Source organism: Carboxylicivirga sediminis (assembly GCF_018156225.1).
GTDB classification, from domain to species: domain Bacteria; phylum Bacteroidota; class Bacteroidia; order Bacteroidales; family Marinilabiliaceae; genus Carboxylicivirga; species Carboxylicivirga sediminis.
Genome location: NZ_JAGTAR010000045.1, coordinates 21,111 through 43,985, shown reverse-complemented (window position 1 = coordinate 43,985; position 22,875 = coordinate 21,111). Strand labels below are relative to the sequence as shown.

17 protein-coding genes are annotated in these 22,875 nt (G+C 41.2%); 7 read left to right on the top strand and 10 right to left on the bottom strand.

All coding sequences use genetic code 11. The features are described 5' to 3' along the window. Positions 1-347 precede the first annotated feature (347 nt). A complete protein-coding gene (locus KDU71_RS20690) occupies positions 348-1,895 on the top strand; it encodes a carbon-nitrogen hydrolase family protein (protein ID WP_212193023.1) in 1,548 nt (515 codons plus the stop codon). A 79-nt stretch (positions 1,896-1,974) separates the two neighbouring features. Here KDU71_RS20690 and KDU71_RS20685 read toward each other — a convergent pair whose 3' ends face one another. Beyond that, positions 1,975-3,120, bottom strand: a complete 1,146-nt coding sequence (locus KDU71_RS20685) for a universal stress protein (RefSeq protein WP_212193022.1) — start codon at positions 3,118-3,120, stop codon at positions 1,975-1,977. A 216-nt stretch (positions 3,121-3,336) separates the two neighbouring features. Here KDU71_RS20685 and KDU71_RS20680 point away from each other — a divergent pair, with 216 nt between their 5' ends. Genes KDU71_RS20680 through KDU71_RS20670 form a run of 3 tightly spaced genes read left to right on the top strand, consistent with a single transcriptional unit; the run spans position 3,337 to position 7,804 of the window. Next, the gene (locus KDU71_RS20680; RefSeq protein WP_212193021.1) at positions 3,337-4,980 is read left to right on the top strand and encodes a peptidase domain-containing ABC transporter; all 1,644 of its coding nucleotides are present in this window, start codon (positions 3,337-3,339) and stop codon (positions 4,978-4,980) included. 3 nt (positions 4,981-4,983) lie between these two features. Beyond that, positions 4,984-6,357: an HlyD family secretion protein gene (locus KDU71_RS20675; RefSeq protein ID WP_212193020.1), complete on the top strand. Its 1,374-nt coding sequence runs from the start codon at positions 4,984-4,986 to the stop codon at positions 6,355-6,357. Positions 6,358-6,394: 37 nt separating this feature from the next. After that, positions 6,395-7,804 carry a TolC family protein gene (locus KDU71_RS20670; RefSeq protein ID WP_212193019.1) on the top strand — a complete coding sequence of 470 codons (1,410 nt, stop codon included), beginning with the start codon at positions 6,395-6,397 and terminating at the stop codon, positions 7,802-7,804. Between the two features lie 22 nt (positions 7,805-7,826). Here the strand turns inward: KDU71_RS20670 and KDU71_RS20665 are convergent, their stop codons facing one another. After that, on the bottom strand, positions 7,827-8,291 hold the full coding sequence (locus KDU71_RS20665; protein ID WP_212193018.1) for an FKBP-type peptidyl-prolyl cis-trans isomerase: 465 nt from the start codon (positions 8,289-8,291) through the stop codon (positions 7,827-7,829). Between the two features lie 162 nt (positions 8,292-8,453). On the opposite strand from KDU71_RS20665, the gene KDU71_RS20660 reads away from it, so the two are divergent. Next, positions 8,454-9,272: an aminotransferase class IV gene (locus KDU71_RS20660; protein ID WP_212193017.1), complete on the top strand. Its 819-nt coding sequence runs from the start codon at positions 8,454-8,456 to the stop codon at positions 9,270-9,272. Between the two features lie 47 nt (positions 9,273-9,319). Here the strand turns inward: KDU71_RS20660 and KDU71_RS20655 are convergent, their stop codons facing one another. Both KDU71_RS20655 and KDU71_RS20650 read right to left on the bottom strand, forming a co-directional pair. After that, positions 9,320-10,678, bottom strand: a complete 1,359-nt coding sequence (locus KDU71_RS20655) for a hypothetical protein (protein WP_212193016.1) — start codon at positions 10,676-10,678, stop codon at positions 9,320-9,322. Between the two features lie 13 nt (positions 10,679-10,691). After that, on the bottom strand, positions 10,692-11,909 hold the full coding sequence (locus KDU71_RS20650; RefSeq protein WP_212193015.1) for an OmpP1/FadL family transporter: 1,218 nt from the start codon (positions 11,907-11,909) through the stop codon (positions 10,692-10,694). Between the two features lie 285 nt (positions 11,910-12,194). Between KDU71_RS20650 and KDU71_RS20645 the strand changes: the two genes are divergently transcribed. Next, positions 12,195-13,718 (top strand): DUF4301 family protein, encoded by a 1,524-nt coding sequence (locus KDU71_RS20645; protein WP_212193014.1) that lies wholly within the window; start codon positions 12,195-12,197, stop codon positions 13,716-13,718. Between the two features lie 97 nt (positions 13,719-13,815). On the opposite strand, the gene KDU71_RS20640 is transcribed toward KDU71_RS20645, so the two are convergent. Together KDU71_RS20640 and KDU71_RS20635 are read right to left on the bottom strand one after the other, a co-directional pair. Next, positions 13,816-14,166 carry a P-II family nitrogen regulator gene (locus KDU71_RS20640; RefSeq protein WP_212193013.1) on the bottom strand — a complete coding sequence of 117 codons (351 nt, stop codon included), beginning with the start codon at positions 14,164-14,166 and terminating at the stop codon, positions 13,816-13,818. Between the two features lie 186 nt (positions 14,167-14,352). After that, positions 14,353-15,693 carry an ammonium transporter gene (locus tag KDU71_RS20635; protein WP_244828627.1) on the bottom strand — a complete coding sequence of 447 codons (1,341 nt, stop codon included), beginning with the start codon at positions 15,691-15,693 and terminating at the stop codon, positions 14,353-14,355. 477 nt (positions 15,694-16,170) lie between these two features. On the opposite strand from KDU71_RS20635, the gene KDU71_RS20630 reads away from it, so the two are divergent. Beyond that, positions 16,171-17,259, top strand: coding sequence for a serine hydrolase domain-containing protein (locus KDU71_RS20630; protein WP_262898275.1), 1,089 nt, complete (start codon positions 16,171-16,173; stop codon positions 17,257-17,259). 182 nt (positions 17,260-17,441) lie between these two features. Here the strand turns inward: KDU71_RS20630 and KDU71_RS20625 are convergent, their stop codons facing one another. The 4 genes from KDU71_RS20625 to KDU71_RS20610 form a co-directional block, all read right to left on the bottom strand. Continuing rightward, the gene (locus tag KDU71_RS20625) at positions 17,442-18,176 is read right to left on the bottom strand and encodes an outer membrane lipoprotein-sorting protein (RefSeq protein WP_212193011.1); all 735 of its coding nucleotides are present in this window, start codon (positions 18,174-18,176) and stop codon (positions 17,442-17,444) included. A 398-nt stretch (positions 18,177-18,574) separates the two neighbouring features. Continuing rightward, positions 18,575-19,849, bottom strand: coding sequence for an ABC transporter permease (locus KDU71_RS20620; protein WP_212193010.1), 1,275 nt, complete (start codon positions 19,847-19,849; stop codon positions 18,575-18,577). A 363-nt stretch (positions 19,850-20,212) separates the two neighbouring features. Continuing rightward, entirely contained in the window at positions 20,213-21,361 is a 1,149-nt protein-coding gene (locus KDU71_RS20615) for an ABC transporter permease (RefSeq protein ID WP_212193009.1), read from the bottom strand. A gap of 210 nt (positions 21,362-21,571) precedes the next feature. Beyond that, entirely contained in the window at positions 21,572-22,732 is a 1,161-nt protein-coding gene (locus KDU71_RS20610) for an ABC transporter permease (protein WP_212193008.1), read from the bottom strand. Positions 22,733-22,875: the final 143 nt, after the last annotated feature.

Sequence of the window (22,875 nt, the reverse complement as noted above, 5' to 3'; positions counted from 1 at the left end):
CATAGCTCGCTATGCTTTCACAAATATTCCTTGAAACTAAACATTTATAAGCGATTTGAGCCAGTAATTTTATGTCGAACTCAGGTTATAAGTAACAAAGATAAGAAGTTCTGTTTGACCTGTAGCATCACAGTGCATTTGATGTCAACCAGACGAAACTAACCGACTATATTCATCATAAAAGCTGATAATTAAACTGTAAGTACGTTTGACTTTATTATTTGATTACCCCAAAATAATTTTACGAAATAATAGCAGGTGTCAATTATATCCATAAATTAGCCGGCCATTAATGCAACCTTTTACTTAATTACAATCATCTGTTAATTTGATAATTATAGATTACCATGGAAACAAAAACAGACGTTCAGGCTATTGATAATATAGAGTTGGTTTTCCTCACACTTGATGATTATGATGAAATTAAGAGTGCCATGCAGGAGGCCTATTCGAACATGCCCGAAGCCTATTGGAAAGAACAGCACATTAAAACACTGATTGAAAAATTCCCGGAAGGACAAGTAGGTATTAAAGTAGACAATGAATTAGCAGGATGCGCACTGTCAATCATTGTTGATTACAAGAAATTTGGCGACAAACACACCTACAGCCAAATCACCGGCTCATATACTTTCAACACACATACCCCCGATGGTAATAAGCTATATGGCATTGATGTATTTATAAGACCCAAATTCAGAGGCCTGCGATTAGGGCGCCGCTTATACGATTACCGCAAGGAACTCTGCGAAAAACTCAACCTGAAAGGTATTGTATTTGGCGGACGCATCCCCAACTATCATCAATATTCTTCCGAGATATCGCCCCGTGAATACATCGAAAAAGTACGTAACAAAGAAATTCACGATCCGGTTCTTAACTTCCAGATGTCAAATGACTTTCACCCGGCCAGGGTACTTCAGGGCTACCTGGAGGGCGACAAGGAATCAAAAGAATATGCCGTATTGCTGGAGTGGGACAATGTGTACTACGAAAAAGAAACAGACACAGCAGCTACCAAAAAAACCATTGTTCGCCTGGGTCTTATTCAATGGCAGATGCGTCTTTACCGCGACTTTGAAGAGTTGATGCAGCAAGCCGAGTACTTTGTTGATGCTGTGTCGGGCTACAGGTGCGACTTCGCCCTATTCCCTGAATTTTTCAATGCGCCTCTAATGTCGAGGTATAATCACCTGTCCGAACCCGAAGCCATACGCAAACTGGCCGAATACACCGAAGATATAACCAAGCGCTTTGCCGAACTGGCCATCACCTATAACATCAATATTATAACCGGCAGCATGCCAGAGGTGGTGGATAACAACCTGTATAACGCAGGCTACCTGTGCAAACGCGATGGTGGAATAGAACGCTTTGAGAAGCTGCACGTGACACCTGACGAGGTAAAAGTATGGGGATTACAAGGAGGTAATACCATCCGCACCTATGATACTGATTGTGGTAAAATTGGTATTTTGGTTTGTTACGATGTTGAATTTCCGGAGTTGAGCCGCCTATTGGCCGAAGATGGTATAGATATCCTGTTTGTACCCTTTTTAACCGATACACAAAACGGCTATTCGCGGGTAAAAAGCTGTGCACAGGCACGAGCCATTGAAAATGAATGTTACGTGGCAATTGCCGGAAGTGTGGGTAACCTGCCCAAAGTGCATAATATGGATATTCAGTATGCACAATCGATGGTATTTACGCCTTGCGACTTTGCCTTTCCTACAAATGGTATCAAGGCAGAGGCCACCCCCAATACTGAGATGATTTTAATAGCAGATGTTGATATAGATAAACTGAGAGAATTGAATCAGCTGGGCAGTGTGCGTAACCTCAAAGACAGACGGAAAGACATTTATACAATTACGCGTACTTCAGAGGAGTAAGAATACTATAGGTCATACATAGCTTACAGTGCTGATGGAAAAAGTCTTGCGTTGCATCAGCACTGTATAAATTACATTTCTAGCTTTGCTCCATTCCCTTACGTATCTCGAGCTCAATTTTTTTGTTCCACAATCGCTTCAATATTTCATCGGCTTTTTTATTGTAAACATCAGCCATTTCCTGATTATCTGTTTTTGAATACAACCGAACCAATGCATAAATGGCAGGCAGGTGTAAATCATTTATTTTCAGTGCAGCGTTCACCTGTTCAATAGCATCAGCATAGAAGCCAGCCTCCTCCAGTTTAATGGCATTAGATAGTAATTTTTCCAAATCTGTAATATCCTGCTCTATTTTTAGGTTTAATATATTTTCCGACTTGGTAACGACAATGGAGCAAGGTAAATCGCGGACTACTAGCTCGGTAACACTACCCAGTAAAAGTCGCTGAAAAAATGTTTTACCTGTGGCTCCCATAAATAGGATATCCACCTGATGCTGCTTTGCAAATTCTAATATCTTCTTGTAAGGTTGACCTTGCAAAGTAATCAACTCATAGTTTACATCAATAAAATTGAACTGCTTCAGAAATAATTGAAAACTATCGGTATTTTCTTGTTCAAGCACTCTGTTTTCCTCGTCATAATCCACCTTGTAACGCAGTGAATACATTTCTTCCAAAGGTTCAAACACATTCAGCACATTTAGTTTTGCCTTAAAAATGCGGGCTATTTTGATGGCATTGGTTAGTGCACGAGCCGATGCATCCGAAAAATCAACCGGGCAAAGGATGGATGATGGCACCACCCGACTATTTTCTTTAACTACCCAAACCGGCTTTTCTGATTTGCGCAACAATTTTTCCACCATGTAATCCACCGATTGTTGATTGTCCGAAAGGTGAAAATCATCCGGAATTAATGTCAGGTTAACCTTGTGTTCTTCACCTAATCGTATAATCTGCTCGAACATATTGCCATAGGCAATCAGTTTTTCGGCATGCACACCAGCATCTTTCATACGGTTAAGTAGTTCAGCAAAATCGTCCTCCACATACTTTTCAATAATGCCCTTGACATTACTATTTTTGGCTTCTAAAGGTAATACCTGCAAGAGCAAAAGCTGCGATTTAAACTTCTTTGCCAGCTCAACAGCGACAGCCATCTGCGCTTTGGATACCTCACTCACCTTAACAGGCACTAATATATTCTCTAACAGTTTCATAGGCTTTTTAAAGAAAAAACATAATTCGACGTATTTTGTTTAGTTAAAATGACTTAAACTAAAACAAAATACATTTCATAATTGCTAATAAAACAGAGGATAGTTTTAAATTTATCGAGGCATTTAAACTACATCAAGTTTTCATCCAATTCGCAAACAAACCTACCTCAAAGGTGTTTTAACATCATTAACTAAACAGACGTAATAAGACCGCTGATGATATTGCAACCAACAAAACGATTATGGAATTTGCTGAAGAAATATAATTCAGTGCTAAAACAGATATACTTATACGCTTTTTTTATCGGAATTATTAACCTGACTTTACCAGTTGGTATACAAGCAATAATTAACTCCTTACAAACTGGCGAACTAACATCAACTTGGATTGTACTGGTTGGATTTGTACTGGTTGGCATGGCACTTACAGGCATCTTGCAAATTTTCCAGTTACGGCTGGTTGAAAATATTCAGCAGGATATTTTTGCCCGCTCTGCTTTTGAATTTGCATTTCGATTTCCTCGCATAGCATTTCTTCAACTAGACAAAGTACATGCGCCCGAGCTTGTCAATCGCTTCTTTGATACTTTAACGATTCAGAAAGGTCTTCCTAAAATTTTGATTGATTTTTCAATGGCCATTTTCCAAATATTCTTTGGCCTGATCCTGTTAACTATATATAGTTCCTATTTTATTATTCTGGGATTTATCCTGGCAGTTATAATCTGGATCATATATAAAATAACCGGTCGAAAAGGATTGGATACCAGTTTGCAAGAAAGCAAATACAAGTATAAAATTGCCCACTGGCTAGAAGAAATTGCGAGAACCAATGCCACCTTTAAAATATTCAATAAAAACAAACTACACCTCGACAAAACAGACGATATTGTTAGCAGCTACTTAGAATGTCGCCAAAGTCATTTCCGTGTGTTGTTGCAGCAGTTTTGGTTATTCATTGGTTTTAAACTTACTGTAGCTGCCAGCTTACTAATACTGGGAGGTATTCTGGTCTTTCAGGAAAAAATCAATCTTGGCCAGTTTGTTGCAGCCGAAATCATTATCATTCTTATCATCAATTCGGTTGAAAAGGTGATACGCGTGATAGAAACCATCTATGATGTACTGACAGCCCTTGAGAAAATAGGCTACGTAAGTGATCTAAAACTGGATGAAAATAAAGGAACATCCACCATTAATAACTCAACAGGACTGTCTGTTAAGGCCCGAAACATTTCCTTATCATTTCCAGGTGAAGATATAAAAGTTCTGAATAATATTTCCTTTGACATTGCAGCCAACGAAAAGGTGGTCCTTTACGGCACTTCAGGTAGTGGCAAAACGATTTTAACAAAGTTAATCTCCGGGTTGTTTAACGCAACTGAAGGCGAACTACTGATAGATAATGTACCTATATCGCACTATAAACGTGATGATTATTTCTCATCTATTGGTGTTGGGCTGCCCACCAATCAACTGTTTGAAGGAAGCATCAGAGATAATATTTTGATGGGGCAGAACCTGCCCGATGAAGCTCTGGATAAAACCCTACGTTTTCTACATTTAGATGAGTTTCTGAGAAGACAATCATATGGTATTGATTCCATCATCGACAGTGGTGGGCGCCGGCTTCCCCGCGGTGTTATTCAGAAGATACAGATAGCCCGTATATTAATTCATAAACCCAGGTTATTGTTACTTGAAGAACCTTTGCAGTTTATTGAGGAAGATGAAAAAATAAGAATCATTGATTACCTGACCTCAAAAGAGTTTAACTGTACGGTACTTGTGGTATCAGACTTCAATTATTGGAAAGAGAAATGTGAAAGAATTATTGACTTAAACCAAATAGGACAATAGGACATGCTAGATATCTCAAATAATAGTGTTAAAAATGATATTGAACTGAGCCAGTTTAAATCCTATCAGATCATTCTGAAATGCCAGGTTAAGCAAGCTCCTATATATGTGATGCTGGGCTGTTTTGTGGTATTGCTAATTGGCCTGTTTCTTCCGTGGACACAAAATATAAGTACTAAGGGTTATGTAACAACCCGTCAGCCCGAACAACATCCTCAGGCCATACAATCTGTCATATCAGGTCGTATTGAAGAATGGTTTGTGCGCGAAGGTGACTTTGTTAATCAAGGCGATACCATATTGCATATTTCTGAAGTAAAAGCCGAATACTTCGATCCTAATCTGATAGCCAATACAACCGAACAACTTGAAGCGAAGAACCAAAGCAGAACTTCATACGACAGTAAAATTGAAGCCCTGAAAAAGCAATACAGAGCACTTGATGAAGGTCTGGCACTTAAACGTCAGCAAACGCTTCAAAAGCTGGTGCAAGAACGAAACAAGTCTTCAATGGACAGCATCGATCTCGAAGTATTTCGCAATAACCTGGCAATAGCTGTTAACCAATATAGTCGAACAAAGGAACTGTATGATAAAGGATTGAAGACCTTATCTGAATTACAAGAAAAACAGTACAAAAAACAAGAAGCTGAGGCAAAGGTAAGTGTGCAACAAAATAAGTGGATCAACCAGCAAAACACTGTGGGTATCCTCACCATTGAATTATTGGCCATTGAGCAGGAGTATACCGATAAGCTGGCTAAATCACAATCGGACCTGCAATCGGCTATTTCGGCCAAGATGGAGAACGAAGCTACAATTGCCAAACTGAAGAGCACAATAAGTAATTACAGCATGCGCCAGCAATATTATTATCTCACGGCGCCTCAATCTGGTTATGTCACCAAAATATTAAGAAAAGGAATTGGCGAAACAATAAAAGAAGGCAGTGACATCGCTATCATTGTGCCCGATAATTATGACCTGGCTGTTGAAGTATATCTTAAGCCTAATGATCTTCCGCTACTACATGTGGGTAATAGTGCGCGCCTGCGCTTTGACGGATGGCCGGCCATTGTTATCAGCGGATGGCCTCAATCATCAACCGGCGTATTTAATGGTACCATAGTGGCCATCGATCAGTACATTAGCGACAATGGCCATTACCGGGTACTCATTAGCCCTGAAGTAGCTGACAGACCCTGGCCCGAGCAATTGAGGGTTGGTGCCGGAACCGAAGCCTTCCTGTTACTAAACAAGGTACCTGTATGGTATGAATTATGGCGCCAGCTAAATGGTTTCCCACCCGATTTTTACCAATCAGGAGTTGATAAAGAGGAGGTAAAACTGAAAGCTCCTATTAAATCAATTAAATAAACCAGAATTACCCGACATCATACAAAACACCAGCAAGTTGAATACAACGAAATACATTATACACATATGCATTCTGCTAGTTATGGGTCTGACTGGCATACATGCCTCGGCACAATCAGATAGTCTGGTACTTAGTTACGATGATTATATTACCAATATATTACTCTATCACCCGGTTGCCCAAAAAGCTAAGCTTAAGCCATCTTATGCCGAAGCCGCTTTAATGAAAGCCAAAGGCAGCACAGACCCTACACTCGATGCTGATTGGGATAAGAAGAACCTGAATGATAAACTTTACTATGAGAAATTTCAAAGTCGCCTAAGGTTCCCTACATCCACAGGTGTAACTATTGTTGGCGGTTATGAGAATACTAAAGGCGATTATCTCAATCCAGAAAATACCACCGATGAATATGGCTTATGGCATTTAGGCATCGAAATTAATTTACTGAATGGTTTATTGGTTAATGAACGCAACACTGCTATCCGTCAGGCCAAAGAATTTCAACACCTTTCACTTAATGAGCAAAACACCTTACTCAACGACCTTCTGTACAATGCAATGTATACATACCATACCTGGCAATTGTACCACTCTTTCATGGATGTTTTGAGCGAAAACATAACCATCGCTTACGATTATTATACTAACACGCGTGAATCGTACCTGCAGGGCGAAAAGACTTCAATGGATACGCTTGAAGCACACATTTTATATCAGGAAGCCATTAGTCTGTTCAATAAGAATGAGATATACCTGATTAAATCCAGACAGTCGGTAGAAAACTATTTATGGTATAATAACGAAGCTCTTAATTTGCAACCGAACACTCTCCCTGAACACTACAGAGAGCTTTATCGTCACCAGGTAGTACGTTACGACAGCGCACTTATACACAATCACCCTGCGATACAAGCCTCTATCAACAAGCTATCTATAACTGAGATTGAACAGCGACTGAAACGTGAAAAACTGAAGCCTAAATTAAAGGTGAAATACAACCCACTACTGACAACTTCAGATAACATGGCTATTCATAGTTTTGACATTGCCAATTACAAAATGGGTGTGGGTTTTTCAATGCCATTATTGCTGCGTTCAGAACGCGCTGAGGTAAAGATGGGAAAACTAAAGCTTCAGGAGTTGCAATTGGATTTAAACTACAAACAAAATGAATTATTTAATAAGGCCGAAGCAAGCTGGTTACAACAATCGGTGTTACAACAGCAAATAGATATTAACGAAACAAATGCCATTAACTACAAACAATTGATGGATGGTGAAGCCGAAAAGTTTAAATACGGCGAAAGCTCTGTTTTTATGCTGAACAAAAGACAGGAGAAATACATAGGTAGCAGACTAAAGTTGGCCGAAGCCTACATCAAATATCAGCTGGAACTGCTCAACTATTTGTATTACTCCAATCAATTGATTAGTGCCGAATAATTAACCAGCACACCTTAAAATTTTATTCAACTACTAGTGTGCTATCAGGCAATACAACACTCATTACCTTAAACTGATCATAAACCAAAGTTGCGTTGGGCGGAATAATATCCCCTGCACCCTTAGCTCCATAAGCCAGCGAATCAGGCAAAATAGCAATTATCTCATCGCCTTCACGAAGCAGCATCGACACCTCAGTAAATCCTTTGATCAAACGTGTAGAATCAGCTATAAACGTAAAAAGTGAATCAGGAAGTTCATTAGTATTCCAAACTACTGAATCATTCACCATCAGGCTTAAATAGGTCCCTACCCTTGCTCCGGATACAATCTTTGGACCATCGCCTTTCTTGAGATACAAATACTTTAACCCACTGGCCGTTTGAATTGTGTCGTTGGCTGGCTTGTTAGATGATGCAGTACCCCCGTACTGGCAAGAGACTGTGACAAATGCCATAAAAAGTACTAGAAATGTAAAGTTCTTCATTGAATTGAGATTATATTTTCACACCCCTAAATTATCACATATTTGTTTAGTTGAGCCTTGACGTGAGCTATTTCTTACAACAGAGTAATAATTCACTATATAGGTCAGAAGTATAAAAAAATGTCTATCTTCATCTTCGTTTATAACCATACCTCATATTCAATGCAATCTGTTATACTAGGACAATATTTCCTGATGGACAGAACACTTAAGTCGGTGAACTTTTTCAACAGTGCTATCACCAACGAAGAAGTGTGCATTTATGAGGTATTTCGCATTCAGAAAAATACGCCCCTGTTCATTGAAGAGCACCTTAAGCGTTTGGAGAACAGTCTTAGAATTGCCAACCAGAAACCAATCATTCGCATTAGTCAGCTAGGCAATCGGCTAAAAATGCTTTATGCAGCCAATAATATTTCAGATGGCAATGTAAAGCTCGACTTCAGGTTTATGCCTGACGGCGAGCAGGTTTTTATGGCCTATTTCATACCAAGTAGTTACCCCACTGAAGAGCAACAGCAAAAAGGCATTAAGTGCTCCCTCCAGTTTTCTGAGCGTCACCACCCCAACGCCAAAATCTACAACCCCGATGTTAGAGAAAAAGCCAACACCATCATTGAGCAACGGCATGTATACGAAACACTGCTGGTGAATAGTGATAATTGCCTGACAGAAGGCAGTCGCTCCAACCTGTTTTTTATAAATGGTAATACGCTCATTACCGCGGATGATTCGGTTGTACTTCCCGGTATAATGCGTCAGCATATTATATCTATTATTGAAAATTTAGGCCTACCCCTGGAATACAGGTGCCTGCCTGTTGAGGATATAAGTAAAATGGAAGCAGCTTTTATCAGTGGAACATCTCCCCGCCTGCTGCCCATTAATCAAATCGGCGAATACAGTCTGAAAGCGAATCACCCTTTATTGCAACAACTTAGAGACGAACTGGAAAAAGATATTGCTGCCCGATTAAAATAAAAAAAGGAGGGTTACCCCTCCTTTCACCACTCATATATCAATTCCCATTAAGGAAATTTTACCATATCGTAATCATTAATATTGGCTCGTGGCACAGTAGAGCCGTAAGTATCATTTATAGCATCAATCATGGCATTGGCAATAATAGCCGAACCACGACCAGTTGCATGAATACCGTCTAAAGAAAATATACCTCCTGTCACAAAAGTTCCAGTATAGTGATGTCCATCAATAATTATTCCGGTGGTGCTTAGCTGCTTCATTAATGCATTAGCATCAAAGAAAGCTAAACCAAAACCATCAGCCAGGTTTTTGCTAATCGCATTAAACTGGTTAGTGGCCGTACTTATCATGCTTAGCTCATCTTTTGTCAACACAAGTTCATTACCTAAAATTGGGTCACTTGTTGGTCCCCAGCTCAAAGCCTCAGACTGAGCAGTCAATAACAGCCTGTCATCAGCTGTTGCCTGTCTTCTATGTCCTAGCTGCGCAGGAATTGATTCATCATAAATAACAAAAGCATTAGGTCCTTCAGTAAAAACCATTGGAGGCAGCCCTACAGACTCTGCTGCGGTATTGTAATCTGCATATTTAGCATTTAAAGCCGCTGCTGTTGCAGCATCAATTACAAAAGCATTATAAGGAACAGTTGTAAAGAAAGGGATGGATGACACATCAGGTATATTGCCAACTACACCTTTTGCCCCCTTGGCTGTTAAAGTATTTAATACTGCTGCTAAGGCAGATTCGAAGGTTGCAGCATCGGTAATGTCAGTTACGCCATTGCCAATACCACCAACACCGCCGGCTAAAGCAAACGACAACACATCATTTCCGGCCAACCAACAGCTAAAGAATGTTGGATTTGCTGTAGCAGCATCTCCCAAAACATGTGTCACATCTGAACTGGCAAATCGTGCAAAAAAAGGATTAGCCTGAGCATAACCAGCGGCAACTAAATGAGTAACTTTCGCTCCAGGAACACCAAAATTCTGATTATCTTCATCATAGACATCTTCAGCTAAAATGGCCATATTACCAACTGAAGGTACAGGAGATAATCCCCTTTCTGTTACTTTTAGCTCAAAGTAACCGTTTAAAGTACCTTGTGCATCAATAACGGTAGTACCTACACTTCCTTCAGCCTGCACCAATGGCTGATGATATGATTCACTGCCCACATACATCAGTTGTTGTCCTAATATATAACTGAAGCTTTCCTGCTGGCCTCTTAGTCCCAGAGCACCATCAGTGTAACCTGCTGTATAAGAATCTCCAATGGCTATAAACTTCGTAAAATCTGCTGTTCCCTTTGAGGGTTTAAAGTCGTCTACTTTTGGTTCACAAGCAGCCAAAAGTACAACAATTGCCAGCAGCATATATTGATATATAATCTTTTTCATCATTACCCCGTCTTTTTTAGAATGAATAATTTATACCAATACCAGGAATAACTGCATTGGTGTAATATGTTCCGTAAAAATTGGTTGGCGCATAGCCATCTTCACGCTTGTTACCATGGATATAAAGTAATGAAGCATCCAGCGATAGCTTATCGTTAATTTGATAGCCACAACCTAATGACATACCAATTTTATTGGTGCCAGGTGTTTCCGGCGTTAGCAAATCTTCAGGTATTGGTGTGCTGTCGTAATACACACCTCCTCGGAACTGAAACTTTTCATTTAAGGTATACTCAGCTCCCAGACGGTATATCATGGTGTTTTCAAAATCACGTTGGTTATGCGAATCTGGCACTGTTTCAGCTTCAAAGTCGAAGTTCAAACTTTCGTAGGCCGACCACTCTACATACTGCAGATCTACAGCCAATAATAGCTTCTCATTCACCTGATAACCAACACCTAAAGTCATATTGGCAGGCATTGGTAATTCAGATTGAAATTTGGTATCCGGGTATATGCCGCCAAGCGATGGTGGCACTGTAAAATCAGCATCTCCCTCATCTAATTCAACCATCACTTTTGAACGGTAGCTTAGTCCGAATGATAATTGCTCATTTGCCTGGAAAGAAAGACCAGCATTAAAACCAAATGCCCAGGTATTACCGGAAATGTTAACACTTGCCACGCCATCGGCAGACTGAGCTGGCAATGCCTTGTTTAAATCAACATTACCATTTACGGCCATAAAACCAACACCAAAACCAAGTTTATCGGTGATTTTATAAGCAATAGTAGGCTGAATAAAAATTGCACGTAAAGAAATATCCTGAATAAGGTACTTACCATCCCAATCGTCGCCCCATTTTAATGAATTACCATAAGGAGTAGTAACTGCCAGACCTGCTGCCAGCTTATCATTTATTTTAGTTGCTCCATAGAAGTAAAAAGGTGTTCCCATTGGGTTATCCGATTTAGCTTCATACGCTGATGGACTTTGTTTGTGGAACGTATTTTTAGAAAAAATAAAACTACCGCCCAATGAAAAATCATACTTTTTATCCATTAAACTTAATGCGCCTGGGTTAAAATGCATGCTTGAGGCGCCCATCATTAATCCGGCTCCGGTATGTCCCATACCTGTCTGCCGGTTGCCTTGCAGGTTTACCTGATAACCTTCAGCAAATAGCTGAAAACTAAGCATAAGTAACCCACAGAATAATCCGATTCTCTTCATAAAAGAATGATTAGTGAATACTTTTTAAGAAATTTTAACAGGGCGAAGATAGCCTAATTTTTTAAATATCTAAACATTTAAATAATTGATTACCAGTATATTTGAACTTTTTGTTCTTTTATTCTATTAGTCTATTATACTAACGTTTTAAATTCAGGGGAATAACGGGTAGGCACTAGGGATTCCTGCTTACACGAGATACGATAATTGACCTTAATTTAACGACCCTGATTTGTTATCAACATCGAAAAAACTTATTATTACGTATCTTTAAAATTCAACCATATGTTTACAAAAAACGACCTTGAACAAATTAATAAGAAAGGAATAGATATTAAGCTTATTGAGCAACAACTGGAGCATTTCAAAAATGGATTTGCTTTTGCTGAGTTGCATAAAGCAGCTACCATTGACAATGGCATTATACAAGCATCACCGCAAGACCATGAGCATTATATCAATTTATACAATAAGGCCCTGAAAAATGGCTTGAATACAATCAAATTTGTGCCAGCATCAGGTGCGGCTACCCGTATGTTTAAGGCTCTTTTTGAGTTTCTTAATGCGAATGAAGAACAAAAAGAGGTGATGATGCAGCAAGCACCATATGATGTTTTTTTTGCACACATTCGACAATTTGCTTTTATCGATGATCTTGAAAAAGCTTTACAAAAAAGAATAGATACTAAGCACATTGACACAAAGTTAGCTACACAAGTAGTAGAGCATCTTTTACTTGGTAAGGGATTGAACTATGGCAGCCTGCCCAAAGGCCTGCTTAAGTTTCACATGGGTTCTGAATCGGCGTTGACTCCTTTGGAAGAACATCTGAAGGAAGCGGCACAATATGCAAAAGTAAACGGTAAAGCCAAAATACATTTCACCATTAGTCCTGAGCACGAGGAGCTTTTTAAACAACAGCTTGAAGCAGGTAAAGAACAAATAGAAGCACAGTTTAGTGTTAAATTCGATGTGAGTTTCTCATTTCAAAAACCATCCACTGATACAATTGCTGTCAATCCTGACAATACACCATTCAGAAATAATGAAGCACAATTGTTATTCAGGCCTGGCGGGCATGGGGCACTCATTGAAAACCTGAATGATCTGCAGGAAGAACTCGTATTTATTAAGAATATAGACAATGTGGTACCACAGCACCTGCAAAAGGATACGGTTGCATATAAGCAAGTGCTGGCCGGTATTGTATTGGATAAACAAGCACAGATATCCGACATACTCAAAGGTCTTGAACAGGTATCTGACGAGGCCACGAATACAGGTGTCGACTTTCTGGTAAATGAGCTGCAGATGGAACGTTCGGCCATTGAGCAATTATCTTATGACGATAAGCGTTCCTTACTATTAGATAAACTCAACCGTCCGATACGTGTTTGTGGCATGGTTAAAAATGAAGGCGAACCTGGCGGAGGACCATTCTGGGTAAAACAAAAGGATGACAGTATTAACCTGCAGATTGTGGAGGGAGCACAAATAGATCCCAACAATGCCGAACAACAAGCCATATTAAAAGCCAGCACACACTTCAACCCGGTAGATCTGGTATGCTACACCAAAGATTACAAAGGACAAAAATTTGACCTGACGAAGTTTGTTAATCCTGAGACCGGTTTTATTTCTGAAAAAACACAGAACGGGAATGCACTTAAAGCGCTTGAATTACCTGGTTTATGGAATGGTGCAATGGCACATTGGCTGACCTTTTTTGTAGAAGTACCTATCAGTACCTTTAATCCCGTTAAAACAGTCATGGACTTACTAAGGCCGCAACATCAACCCGAGAAGTAACTGTTGACTATTCAATAAAAAATCCCTCTTCACAATGTCAAGAGGGATTTCCGCTTCATAGATTTGGAGTTATTATGGAAGAACTTCCATAGTTTCATTAAATAGCATTACTGCCTTTTTCACCGGTTCTTATTCGGATGCACTCCTCTAATGGTGTTATAAAAATCTTACCATCGCCAATTTCTCCCTCTACCTCGCTTACCGATTTTGCCCCTTCGATGATGGCATTAACGGTTGTATCAACAAATTCATCATTGACAGCAATTTCCACACGCATTTTAGGAATAAGTGATGGAATTACTTTTTTACCACGGTAAACTTCCTCTCGCTTTTGAGCGCCATGGCCCGACACCCGACTGACTGTAATTCTGGTAATACCGGCAGCTATAAGGCTCTCTCGGACCTGGTCCAGCTGGTATGAACGTATAATAGCGGTTATTAATTTCATCTGTGTAATTTTACATTTAGTTGTCAGATGGAACTCACAAGCAAATTTTAATCAGGCATCTGTTTGGCCATTTATATTTAAATTTACTTGTTCGTTTCATGTCTTTAATAGTTTATTCTTGTTGGTTACAAAGCGGCCGAACAGCCTGCCACCTTATTAACTCAATACTTAAAAGTAATAAGTTAATTAATTAGGATTTAACATGCCATAACCACGTTCTCCATGGTAAGCATGGTCTAATCCCTGCATCTCCTCTTCAGGTGTTGACTTAAGGCCGAACAGCTTTTCAACTACCACCAATATAATCAGGGTTAATACAATTGAGTAGGCCATTGCTATAGCCACAGCTGCTACCTGCACCCCTAACTGTTGCCAGATACTCCAGCTTCCTCCGGCTGCTTCAGCAGCATTAGCCATCCAGCTATCGCGGATAAAAAAGGTTAAGGCAATTGCGCCAACAATACCGCCTACTCCATGAATTCCAAAGGCATCCAATGAATCATCGTAGCCAAGTTTATCTTTAACAATGAGCATTAAGTAACAAATAACGGTTGCCAGTGCACCTAAAACCATGGCTCCTAAAGGCTGTACGACACCAGCCGCGGGCGTAACAGCTACCAAACCTGATAATATACCTGAAGCAAAACCCAGTGCGGTCATTTTCCCCTGGTGGAACCCTTCAATTAATATCCAGGTTAACGCACCAGCTGCGGCAGCCACTTGGGTTGCAGTTAGCGCCTGAGCAGTGCTCAATCCGCTAGAAACACTACTACCAGCGTTGAAACCAAACCAGCCAACCCATAGCAGTCCAACACCCATCATTACCATTACCAGGTTATTAGGACGCATCTGACGGTGAGGATAACCACGACGAGCCCCCAGGTAGATAGCTGCCACCAATCCGCTTACACCAGCAGAAATATGCACCACCGTACCGCCGGCAAAGTCAATTGCTCCATCGGCACCCATATTAAATAAGAAGCCATCTTCGGCCCATACCCAGTGACACAATGGATTATATACGAGCAGTCCCCATAAGGTAATAAACACCAGGTAACCTCTGAATTTCACTCTTTCGGCAAATGCCCCTGCTATTAAAGCTGGTGTAATAATGGCAAATTTTCCCTGAAACATGGAAAATACATATTCGGGTACGCCACCTTCCATAATTGTTTCATCAATGCCTTGCAAAAACACGTAATCTGAATTCCAGCCAAACCAGCCACCCAGCACACTGCTTCCAAAACACATGCTATAACTAACTGTTACCCAAAGTACACTCATGACGCCCATAGCAGCAAAACTATGCATCATGGTACCCAACACATTTTTTGAGCGCACCAGTCCACCGTAAAACATGGCCAGACCAGGAACCATGAGTAATACCAAAGCTGTAGAGGTGATCATCCAGGCCGTGGCACCAGAATCAACACCGGGTTGCGCACTTAACTCCATCAGTCCTCCTAACCCCATTATAATTGCCAGGGTTGCCAACATTCTTTTTTTCAGTCTAAGATTTAATTTCATAATAATGTGATAAAGATTATTGATTCAATGCCCAGTTCGATTGGTCAAAATCCAACTTTAATCTGCTCAATTAGGATATACAATGTTAAATACCAAACATGCAATACCAATTCCCCTTGCCAGAATAATTATGACATTTATCAGTTTTCGGGTACAAATATATAAATATGGGGTGTTATTACAAATTATTAGTATTTTTTATTTCTAAACCCATTTTTGAAACCCCATTGCATGATTTATATTACTTTTATAAGATATTGACCCCATTTAATTACACCCACATTCAAATTATACACATCTTTCACAGATAAAAAAAACAGCTTAACAGATAGCACTCATCAGCCAGATATTATGAAACTGAAAACGCAGACATATCAAACAAAATCATAAATTAGTAGTGATTTACCAATAATGACTATCGGTTTTACGAAGCGTATACCCAAGAAACAGTTTAAAACATAAGAAACACAGACATAAATGAACAAGCCAATTATTTTTATCGCCCTAACTCTACTTCTATCGTGTTCTAATAATCAAACTGGCAATTTTAGTGTCTCCATCGAGAAATCTCATTCCTACATCGAAGGCTTTATGGAAACACATAAAGTTCCCGGAATGCAGATAGCCGTATCACACAAAGGCAGCTTAGTCTGGTCACAAAGCTTTGGCTATTCAAATCTGGAGCAAAATATTCTAGTTCGTCCAGAGACCAAATTTAGAATTGCAAGCGTCTCTAAGCCTGTGTCGGCTGTCCTAACAGCACGTCTATACCAAAACGGAATTGTGGACATTGACCAAGCCGTCAACGATAAACTTGCATGTTTTCAGCATATCCCTGAGTCGTTTACTGTAAGGCAATTGTTTTGCCACGCTGCTGGCATCAGGCATTATTTACCCAAAGACACCTTGACTATTAACTTCCATCACAGTATTCAAACAGGCTTAAACATCCTGAAAGATGATTCGCTTTTGTTTACTCCTGGTCATAAGTTCCACTATTCAAGCTATGGGTACAATATTGCAGCAGCCTATATTGAAAAACAGACTAACCTAAAATTCGAAAAACTACTAAAAGACTCTCTTTTTGCACCATTAAACATGAATAATTCTATAGCAGACCATCCGTATCAGATAATACCTAATCGTACATCAGGCTATGAATTAAACACCCAAGGCGAAATTATTAATGCGCACTTTTTCGACAACCGTTACAAAATAACTTCAGGAGGTATACTTTCCTGTGCCGAAGATCTGACTAAAATGTGCAATGAACTTCAATATGGTACTTATTTGAATAATAACAGCCAACAATTACTTTTTACACCCTACAAGTACAGTGGCGAAAACGAAAGTGATACAGGATTTGGGTGGGTGGTAACCAAAGATGAGCGTGGTAACAGACTATATGGCCACCTCGGGGGCATTACGGGCGGCTGCTCTGCCATCATGCTATACCCCGATTTGGAACTGAGTGTCATTTGGCTTGGCAACCTGGATGCCGATTGGTCAGCCGAGCCGACAATCACGATTGCCAACTTCTTTATTGACGAAATCCAGAGGAAATAACACCACACTGCGCTCACCGTGCAGTGTGCATAAATTGAAGGCTACCTGGAGGAGCTGCTCAACACAACTCATATACCATCAAAAATTGATTCAAAAGATGAGCAAAATAACGCAACTCATATTTGAAACAATCTGGATGACCGCCCAGGTTGCACATACAAACCGATAGTTCGCCAGATGCTTTACTGCTTCAGAGCCGCTTTGGTAAACAGGTAATCAGGAATTTCTTCATTAAACTTGATGCTGATGATTTCCCAGTCGGTGCCGTCGCCTTGCTTGAGCACGTCTTTAAAGTTAAACTTCATGGGGTACCAGCGGCCTTTTATCTGTTTAAAATCACTCAATACTGTGCGTTTGAGCAGCTGACCACTCTTGGCGTAAAGCTCTTCTTTAACAGGTAAGAAATAGGTTTCATCAACCCATAGCTTGCGCGAATAGTAAGCTGCATTATCCACCTTGGCTGTAAGTTTTAGCACAAACACTTTATGCCCGTCAATGGTTTCGGTAGATTCGATGACTGGTGCATATACATCGCACAGTTTACGATCATCCATCATATCCTCATAGGACAAGTCAGACCCCATTAATGACTGGCGCAGCATGTGACCGGAAATCTGAACAATGCGATCGTTGGCCGGGTAGTAGGTCCACAGGCGGTCATCGAGCTTAAGCATTTTAGTGCCCTTCTCGCGCGCCGGAGACAGGTATTCGGTAAATGATTTTTCGGTGCCCATGGTGTAGCTTACCGATGTAATGGTGCGACTGTTACGACGACCATGAATAGTCATGCTCGACTCAACGATGCGCGTATCGGCGGACATGTTATCGTCTATCTTTTTGATGATTTCATCGGCTGTTTGTGCTTTGCCCACAATGCTTAAAGAGACTATCAGTAATAGCGTTATTATTCGTGTCATATCATTTAATTATTAGTTTGTTACTTTTTATTGGTCAACAGCCGTCACCTCATTAAGTCAATAACATGGTCTTTAATCCAATATTACATATAAACAAGTCGATCTCACGTCAACAATACTCGATCTCACGCCCGAATGACTCAATATCACGGTGAACTGCCACAATATCATGCATAATTAGGTCGATCTCATACCGCGCGATCACCATCTCACACCTAATTTATGTCATCTCACATCACTATCAACTTAATCTCACGCCAGCTGAATGCGATCTCACGCCAGAGCAACCCAATATCACGCACAATCATTTCCATATCACGCTTTAGCAATAGCATATCACACCAAATGTGCCAATATCACGCGCAATTTCTAGCTTAAAACCTGTTAGGTTCACAGATTTACACCTCCAGCTCCTTAAACAGCTGTGCCGTTTTGCGCTTATAGATGGCGTATCCGGCCAAAGCATTCCCCATCGTCATGGCTAGCAAACCAGGTATAAAGCCAATGTAAAACAGTTCGGGCGATACCTTAGCACGGTAAACCGTAGGCATCATCATGGTCACGTTTTCCATCATCGAACTAAAATCGATACCGTTCTCCTGCAGGTAATAAGATGTTGCAATGCCCAGTGCCGACCCCACCACCGAACCAATGGAGCCAATGATGATGGCCTCGTAGATGATGGTGCGGAAGATATGCCCTTTTTCTTCGCCCAATGCCAGTCGCACACCATACTCGGTGTATCGCCGTAAGCCACCCAGCAGTCCGGTATTCCAAAGCACAATGGACATGGCAATTACAAATATCATCACCATCATGGCACTCATATTATCGGCCATGTTCAGATACTGTTTCAGCGAAGGCTCATCGCGTAATCGTACCATAACGGGTGCGAATTCATCGCTCTCGTCGCTGTATTTCAGGTTGAAGCTGTCGCGCACTGCTAAAGCCAGCTCATCGTCGTATATGTTTGATTTAAAGTAGCCCAACACCTCACCAGCGGCATCTATCATATCAAAGGCCTGTTCGGCATCGGTAATATCCATGATGATGGCACCCCGGTCGAGCATGGCCATCCCAAAATTAATGGTACCACACACCTTGAAGGTAGGCACTACCATACTGCCATACATGGTTGAACCCATCACCGAAATATCATCGCCAATATTGACAGCGAAACGCTCGGCGAATTCGTTGCTTATCAGTACTTCACCTTGCTGCTCAGGTAAGCGCCCCTCAACAATCGATTTAGGAATATTAAGGCGCTCTGCCTCTTTTGAGCCGGGTGTTAACAGGTCAATCGCGCGTCCGGCTGCTGGTCCCTGCGCCCTTGTTTCGCCATTGGCATCGGGCACATCCAGGAGTCCACCAAACTGGATGCGTCGCACCCATTCCATATTGGAATAATCGGCTTCCAAACGGCTGATGAGCTCACTCACATCCAGCAATGCCAAATCATTTGGAATCTGCGCCTCATTATCGGCGTAGGCACGAGTCATCACCTTCACATGGCCCATGGTGTAGTTAGCATTCATATCAATCATATCGCCAAACACGCCTTTCATCCATCCGCTCATAAAAACAGTCAGAAACACGCCCAAAGAGACTACTATTATTGGCAGCAGACTTCGGCTTTTATCGCGTAATATCCCTTTGATTAAAAATTGTATCATGATTCGTTTATTAGTCAGTAGTTAATAGTCTGTGGTCAGTAGATTGCGCATCAACTATACCTTTTATTATATTGATATCTTATTACTCTGTTTTATATTATCAAACTACCTTTTTTTATCTTCAACTCAAGCCGTTGAGGCTTCACCTTTTTGCCTACAGCTCAAAAAGGTGAGAAAAAAGCCGCCGACTGTAGTACTCGTTTACCCATAAAGGCATCACTTCGGGAAAAATTTAAAAATTCACAGCTTGGTTCCAAATTTTTCTTACCTCCGCTTATGCCAATGGGTGCCCAAACATCGTATCTAATGTCGGTAAAACACACCGCAATACCACCTCTATTATGACGACCAGACATCTCATTTCTATTTTCCCTTCAGTGCATCCGTTGGGCTCATATAAGCAATTTTACGGGCCGGAATAAAGCTAACAATCGTAGATGTCACCAACACAATAAGTACCGAGCCCACCACCAACTGCCAGCTATAATAAGGATACACGCGCTCGGCGATGGTGATGCCCATGTCGGCACTGCCAAAATTAATGCCAATGGTATTAATCCATAAAAACAGTGGAATGCCATAGGCAGCACCCAATAAGGCCGCCAGAATACTGTGCACGCCGCCCTCAATGGTAAAAATACCCACTACCTGCTTGCGGGTTAAACCCAAAGCGATGTACGTGCCAATCTCCTTCTTGCGCCTGAAGATGGACAGTATCTGTGTATCAAAAATGGCCAATAGAGCAATCATCAGCAGAACCAACTGTATGATGCGCCCACTTATGCGCTCCGAATTAATCAAATCGTCCAAGTCCTTCAGTAAGAAATCGGCCGACTTAAAGCTCCACCCTGCCAGTCCGACATCTTCTGATCCACTCACCAATAAAGTCGCTTCGCTGTCAAAGTCCATCATCTGCTGCATCACCTGAAAATCGATGTATAACTGCCCCTGGTCGGCTTCTGCTACATCGCAATTAAACACCTGAGCCACCGTTACCTGCCTGGCATCAAAAGTACCATGTCGATCACGCCATCGCAGCAGGACCTGGTCGCCCACCTTTAGTTTGGTCGCCTTTGCCATGCGCTTACCTATTATCACCTTTGCCTCATCATCACCATTCAGCGCATCGGTGGGCAGCTTCAATAATGTCTGTTCAGGCGGAATACCTCTCAAAAGAATGCTCTGCATACGCCCCTGAGGATAAATGGTGGCCTTCTGCAGAAGTTGTGGTACCAGATGCCCGCCGTCGATTTCTTGTTGAGCATGCTCGTCAATCGGCTGATGTGCCTCGTTGATGGTGTACACATCGTATTTATCGTAGTCAGGATGCCAGTATTGCCCCTGTCCTATCTCCCAGTCCTGCGTATCATTTCTGCTCTGTCGGTTCCAGCCATCAATCATACCATTGTAAAAAACAATGAGTACAAAGGCCAGCGACAGCACACTCACATTGAGCCAGGTGCGTAAGCCTGCTCCCAAAAGATTTCGATATGCTAATTTAAATGCGACCATTTTTATGTATTGAGTTGTAGGTTTAGAGTTTTTAGTTTAGGGTTTGAGTGAAAGCTGATAGCTAATGGCTGATAGCTTCCAGCTATTTCCAGGGTGCTTAATTCTTTTTTCTTCTGCCTTCAAACTATTAACTACTGACTTTAATAGCCATTTCCTTTATGCTTCAATTTATTCCGTCACCCGTCTTATGTCTTTCATCTCGTGTCTTTCTTACTGTATTTTCCCTTTTAATGCTTCCGTTGGATTCATTCTCGCAATCTTTCGGGCCGGCAGATAGCTCACTATAGCAGATGCAATGACTACCAGCCCGATGGTTGACAGGATGAGCCGCACACTGTAATAAGGATAAATGGTAGCTGCCATAGTGATGCCAACATCGACATCGCCAAAACTAAGTCCAATGGCATTGAGCCATATAAAAAATGGAATGCCATAGGCGGCTCCTAACACAATTGCCAATATGCTATGCGCTGCCCCTTCGATGGTAAAGACACCAACCACCTGCCAGCGAGTCAATCCCAAGGCTATAAAGGTGCCTATTTCCTTCTGCCTTCTAAAGATAGACAGCACTTGTGTATCAAAGATGGCCAACAGAGCAATGAGCAGTAAAACAGCTTGCAGCACAATACCACCGCCCTTTTTCGATTCAATCAGCTGGTCAAGCTCTGCCAATAGAAACTTTATATCCTTAAAATCCCATCCATCCATAGTGGCAGGTTCTTCCTCTCCAGTCACCAGCAAAGTGGCATCACCCCTTAAACCCATCATGGTTTGCATGGCTTCAAAATCAATGTATATCTGTCCATTATCAATCGAAGGCACATCTGCATTAAAAACAGATGCAATGGTGAGCTCCGTAGCATCGAAGGTGCCGTTCTTATCGCGCCAACGTATCAATACCTTATCACCTATACCCAGTTTGGCAGCCGTAGCCATTCGCTTACCAATGACAGCAGGCAAACCTTCGGTCACAGCTTTTAGCTCTTGGGTAGGCAGCTTTAATAGCTGTTGGTCATGAGGTATGCCTTTGAGCAGCACACTCTGCATGCGCCCTTGTGGATAAATTGTAGCCTGCTGAATCAACATCGGCACCAGACTCCCATCCTTCACCTTGCCAATGATTTGCGCATCCAAGGGCTTATGGGCATCTTTTATGCTGTACACATCCAGCTTATCGTAGTGTGGATGCCAATATTGCCCGTTGGCCACTTCCCACTGTTGCGTATCTTTACGGCTCTGTCGGTTCCAACCATCAAGCATACCATTATGGAAAATAATGAGCACAAAAGCAAAGGACAAAACACTTACATTTAACCAGGTGCGTGTGCCTGCACCAATCAGGTTTCGATATGCTAATTTAAATGCTACCATGTTCTAGTTGAGAGTTATGAGTTGTGGGTTTAGAGTGAAAGCTAATGGCTAATGGTTGCTTCCTTGGCGCTTTAGTCTTTTTCGTCTTCTATCAACCGCCTTTATTCCCTGTCTAGAGTTTAAAAGTTGAAAAGTTGAATGAT